The organism is Enterococcus sp. RTP21361st1_A6_RTP21361_211029 (assembly GCF_040910045.1).
Taxonomy (GTDB): Bacteria; Bacillota; Bacilli; order Lactobacillales; family Enterococcaceae; genus Enterococcus_D; species Enterococcus_D gallinarum.
Genome location: NZ_JBDGBK010000144.1, coordinates 1 through 4,427, shown reverse-complemented (window position 1 = coordinate 4,427; position 4,427 = coordinate 1). Strand labels below are relative to the sequence as shown.

The following is a 4,427-nucleotide window of genomic DNA, read 5'->3' as shown; positions in this document are numbered from 1 at the left end:
TTTTGCCGCTTGATAAATCTGCGTGGCTAATTCACGACTCGGTGCAGTGATCACGACTTGCACTTCATCTTTTTGCGGATCGATTTGATCCATCAAAGGAAGCAAAAATGTATGCGTCTTCCCACTTCCAGTTTGGGATTGTCCCACGACACTGCGACCTTTTTGGATCACAGGGATTAATTTTTCTTGAACTTCTGTTGGTGAAGTAAATTTCTTCTCCGCTAACGCTTCGTAAATAAATGGTTGAAATTTAAATGACTCAAAAGACATTCAAACACCTTCTTTCTATTGACATCTTTTGGATTATAGCATATTTCCAGCTCAATTCCTAACCTTGTTTCGCTGGATCGTGCTTACTACATAAGTAGCCGTTCTTTTTTCGTAAAAGAATCGCGGTTGTTTTTTGAATGCTGCCCAAAGGATGTTGCAATAAAATCCAAGTTGGATCAAACCAAAAATCAACACAACCAACAAACTCACTAGGACGAGCATTTGATTAGTAGATTGAATAAAAGGCGTAAACAACACATTGATGCGTGTCGCACTAACATAGATCAGATAGAGCAATCCATAACGCTTAAAAATTGCTCTGAAACTGACACGGGAATGATTTTCCTCCATCACTCGAATGCGAACAAGTTTTTTTCCTAGCGTTTGTCCATTGAGAATATAATTCAAAAGAATAAAGTAAAGAACTACTTCTAGTAAAAAATACCAATAATCATTCGTAAAGTCATCGATTTCTTTATTCACAGTCACTCTTAACAGAATCATAAGCATCCAAGCGAATAAATTCAATATTCCCCAATCGATCAGCCAAGCAACAAATCGGCGAGTAAACGTCACTCGATTATCTTTGGCATAAGATTCGGCATCCATCTCTTCACGGGTAGGCAACAGGAAGGTGAACAATGGCGTCACCAAAAAGCCAATGGTCCCGCCAAGGGTATTGACAAATAAATCATTGACGTCAAACAACCGATAAGGGCGCGGATAAATAAAGTATAATCCAGTTAACTGAGTCAATTCAAAGAACAGTGATAAGCCAAAGGTTGCCACAATCGTCTTCGGAAAAGACAATTTAAAGTAGTAGCGCATATAGACACCAAAAGGCAGTGTCAAAAAAAGATTGAATAATGGCTCTAAGACTACGTTTTGCTTCAAAGCCGGAAGATACGTAGTGGGATCATTGATTTGTAACACCGTTTGCTGCAAAAAATGCTGCCAGGAAGCACCTAACTGCCACTCCATTTTGGGACCGGTCATTTGAGCGACTTCTTCAATACTCGGCAACGGCAAAATGACCAAGAAATAGGCACAAAGCAGATAAAAAACAAATGAATAAAGTACAATTGCTCGTGAAAAAATAAATCGGCCAAATTTACGGTATTGGCGCACAAAAAATATCGACGAGATTGCAAGTGCCAAGAATGGAAATAACAGTAATGCAACCTTGATTGGCATAAGATAAGCTGACATAACATCCTCCTAAAAATCTATTTCCTTTTAATCTTACACTGTAATTCCCAAAACGTAAATTTTGGAGTATGATAAATAAAAGGAGGTTAAAAAACATGTTGAATCCTTATTTTGCTTTTGGTGTGCCATTTTTTCTTTTATTGCTCTATATCGGCTTTGCGCTTTTTCGCCGTTCTTCTCATATTCCTTATTTAGGGTTTGTACTCTTTATCATTGCTGGATTTATGAGTGTATTCAGTTTCCAAGTGATCCAACAGGCGCTGACAGAAGTAAATAAAACCAATGCTGCTGCGGTAGAGCAGGTCCATGGCTATTCCCTCTACTTATTAGCTATTCCGTTGCTGATCGGTCTCTTGTTAGTGATCCGCAATATTTTTCGGGGTTATGCTAAAATCAAAAAAGTACGTCTCCAATCCAAATGAAAAAGATACAGTTTCACTTTATTCAAATGTTGACTGACAGGCGCTCTGAAAAACAAATGAATCCGTCAAACAAAACAATTATCCGAACGATAGCTGAATGATCAAGCGTACTTACATGCATGCGGACTTAAGTTAAGCGCATCGCATTCTTCATCGACTATCGTTCGGATATTTTTTTGTTTTGTGTTCTTCTGTTTTTCTTTAACCTACATACATTCATTGGGCATTTGCCCCTCTATTCTTACTCCTCGTCTAGAAAATCAGTCTCGGTCTGTGCAAGAAATTGCTCCTTGACTTCATCATCCAGTTGTTCCAAAAGATATTGCCAGTCGCTATTTGACAAAACGACCACATCCAAATCTTTTTCTTCGTCAATCAATTCGAGGTTGCTGTACTTATCACCCAGATCAAGAAATAAATCAGCGAGTGCTGCATCCTCAATGGTTAGGTATTCCGTTTTTTTCATCACCCATCACCTCAAAAATCAAAGAATTCGTAAAACAATATTTCAAACGATTGAATGGTTGTCATTTTTTGTAGCGTCAATAAATCCAAGCGGATAAACTCTTTTTCCACTAGAAAATAGTGATTGTCTTCTAATGCTTCTTCAATGAATGGCAGAATCTGTTCTTCATCTCCTTGCCGTTCCCTGGAAATACTAGAGATCTGATTAAATAAACGTTCATCTTGCAATAAAAAATACTCATCATCGTACCGGTAAATGGCAACTTGATAATTCCGGATGGGTAATGCTGCTCGAATGATAAAAAAACATTCCCCAGAATCAGAAAGTGCAGGTAATAATTCATTCGGTTTCAGCGCTTGTTTGTAATACATATCCATCTCTCCCCTTATTTATAATTATAGATAAATACAGAGGAAACACAAAGGAATCGAACTGAAGATTAAAAATTACTAAACATCCCATTCTCTATAAAATTCAGTTAAAAAGGTTGTCATAAAGTCTTTACGCCGCAGTGCTTCTTGTTTACCAAAGTGCGTGTGCATTTTTTCAGGCAATAAAAACAACTTTTCATAGAAATGATTGATCACGGTGGTCCCTTTTCGGTAGTCAGCGTGGTTTGTGAACGTTTTCGGCGCTCGCTCTGATTCATGGATCGGATGCTGATGTGCACCGCCAAAGTAACTAGTACGCAAAATACCAATTGCGCCTAATGCATCTAAGCGATCCGCATCTTTCACGATTTGTCCTTCTAAAGAGGAGACTTGTGCCCCTGCCAGTAACTCTTTTGAGAAAGAGAGATTCTCAATGATTGTAAATATATGACTGATTTGTTCTGCTGTGGCTCCAGCAGCGAGAAGGCATTGCTGCACTTCTTCTTTGGCTTTCACCACATCTTTCACCACCTTATCATCGATGGTATCGTGTAAAAATGCCGCTGCTTCCACAACATAATCATCTACTTGCAGTTGATCTTCGGCAATGATCTGTTTGGCCATTGCGGCTACTCTCTTGACATGATCAAAGCCATGCCCTGTGTGATCAGTTCCCAAAATCAATTTGGCATATTCATAAATTGGTGCTATATCAGCCATTTTTTGAAACTCCTGTCTTTTTTATCTTGTTTCTATTGCTAGCATTCTGATTCAATCGTCCGATTCCATCAAAGTATCAGAACCTAAAGTCAATAAAGACTATCGTCTAGCTAACTAGTTTCCCGTGCGGTTTTTTTAAAGATGAGAAGAAGCCTTTCGAGTGAACGAAAGGCTTGCTCATTAGCGGATTTGATAAACAGAAAAATAAACCTTCCGCAGATAATCCAATAAATATTGCGGATTTAACAGTTCTCCTGTCGCATCCAGAATCAATTGATTTGGTTTTTTAGAAGCCCCGTATTGATGAATGTGCGTGGTCAACCATTGGCGGATCTCTGAATAATCATCAGAAGCCAATACAGCATCGACATCGATCTCTTTTTCCATTGCATGAAAAAGCTGTGCCGCATACATGTATCCTAACGCGTATGATGGGAAATAGCCAAAACTTGACCCTGACCAATGAACGTCTTGCAAGATACCTTCTAAATCATTTTGCGGACGTACGCCTAAGTATTCTTCATATTTATCATTCCAAATAGTTGGCAGATCTTCCACATTCACTTCTTCATTGAAAATCATCTTCTCAATCTCGTAACGGATAATGATATGCAAAACATACGTCAGGCTATCTGCTTCGATCCGAATCAAACTTGCTTGGGTAAATTTTAATGCATTGTAGAAAGTCTCAAAGGAAACATCATCGAAAGTTCCTTCTGCACACTCTTGAAAATAAGGGTATTGTTTCTCCCAAAAATTACGATTGCTACCGATAATGATCTCATTGAATAAAGATTGCGATTCATGGATTCCCATGGATGCTCCTTCGTGGATCGGCGTTCCTTCAAATTTTTCATCAATGTTTTGTTCATACATGCCGTGGCCTGCTTCATGAATCACGCCGAATATTCCCATCGAAAAATCTTCTTCATTCCAACGAGTCGTCAAGCGAACATCATTGTGGTTAAT

At 38.6% G+C, this 4,427-nt stretch carries 6 protein-coding genes and 1 pseudogene; 1 reads left to right on the top strand and 6 read right to left on the bottom strand.

Going from position 1 to position 4,427, the window contains the following annotated elements:
- Both AB5Z52_RS16045 and AB5Z52_RS16040 read right to left on the bottom strand, forming a co-directional pair.
- Nucleotides 1-270, bottom strand: a 270-nt coding sequence (locus AB5Z52_RS16045) for a DEAD/DEAH box helicase (protein ID WP_368267012.1), incomplete at its 3' end; no start/stop codon positions are given.
- Nucleotides 271-321: 51 nt separating this feature from the next.
- On the bottom strand, nt 322-1,479 hold the full coding sequence (locus AB5Z52_RS16040; protein ID WP_003126631.1) for a VanZ family protein: 1,158 nt from the start codon (nt 1,477-1,479) through the stop codon (nt 322-324).
- Nucleotides 1,480-1,574: 95 nt separating this feature from the next.
- Here AB5Z52_RS16040 and AB5Z52_RS16035 point away from each other — a divergent pair, with 95 nt between their 5' ends.
- Nucleotides 1,575-1,901 (top strand): hypothetical protein, encoded by a 327-nt coding sequence (locus tag AB5Z52_RS16035; RefSeq protein WP_003126632.1) that lies wholly within the window; start codon nt 1,575-1,577, stop codon nt 1,899-1,901.
- A gap of 241 nt (nt 1,902-2,142) precedes the next feature.
- Here AB5Z52_RS16035 and AB5Z52_RS16030 read toward each other — a convergent pair whose 3' ends face one another.
- The 4 genes and pseudogenes from AB5Z52_RS16030 to AB5Z52_RS16015 all read right to left on the bottom strand — a co-directional run.
- Nucleotides 2,143-2,367: a hypothetical protein gene (locus tag AB5Z52_RS16030; protein ID WP_005473199.1), complete on the bottom strand. Its 225-nt coding sequence runs from the start codon at nt 2,365-2,367 to the stop codon at nt 2,143-2,145.
- 11 nt (nt 2,368-2,378) lie between these two features.
- Nucleotides 2,379-2,744: a hypothetical protein gene (locus AB5Z52_RS16025; protein ID WP_050801524.1), complete on the bottom strand. Its 366-nt coding sequence runs from the start codon at nt 2,742-2,744 to the stop codon at nt 2,379-2,381.
- A 72-nt stretch (nt 2,745-2,816) separates the two neighbouring features.
- The gene (locus AB5Z52_RS16020; RefSeq protein ID WP_029486827.1) at nt 2,817-3,458 is read right to left on the bottom strand and encodes an HD domain-containing protein; all 642 of its coding nucleotides are present in this window, start codon (nt 3,456-3,458) and stop codon (nt 2,817-2,819) included.
- Between the two features lie 180 nt (nt 3,459-3,638).
- A pseudogene (locus AB5Z52_RS16015) lies at nt 3,639-4,427 on the bottom strand (carboxypeptidase M32); the annotation flags it as partial.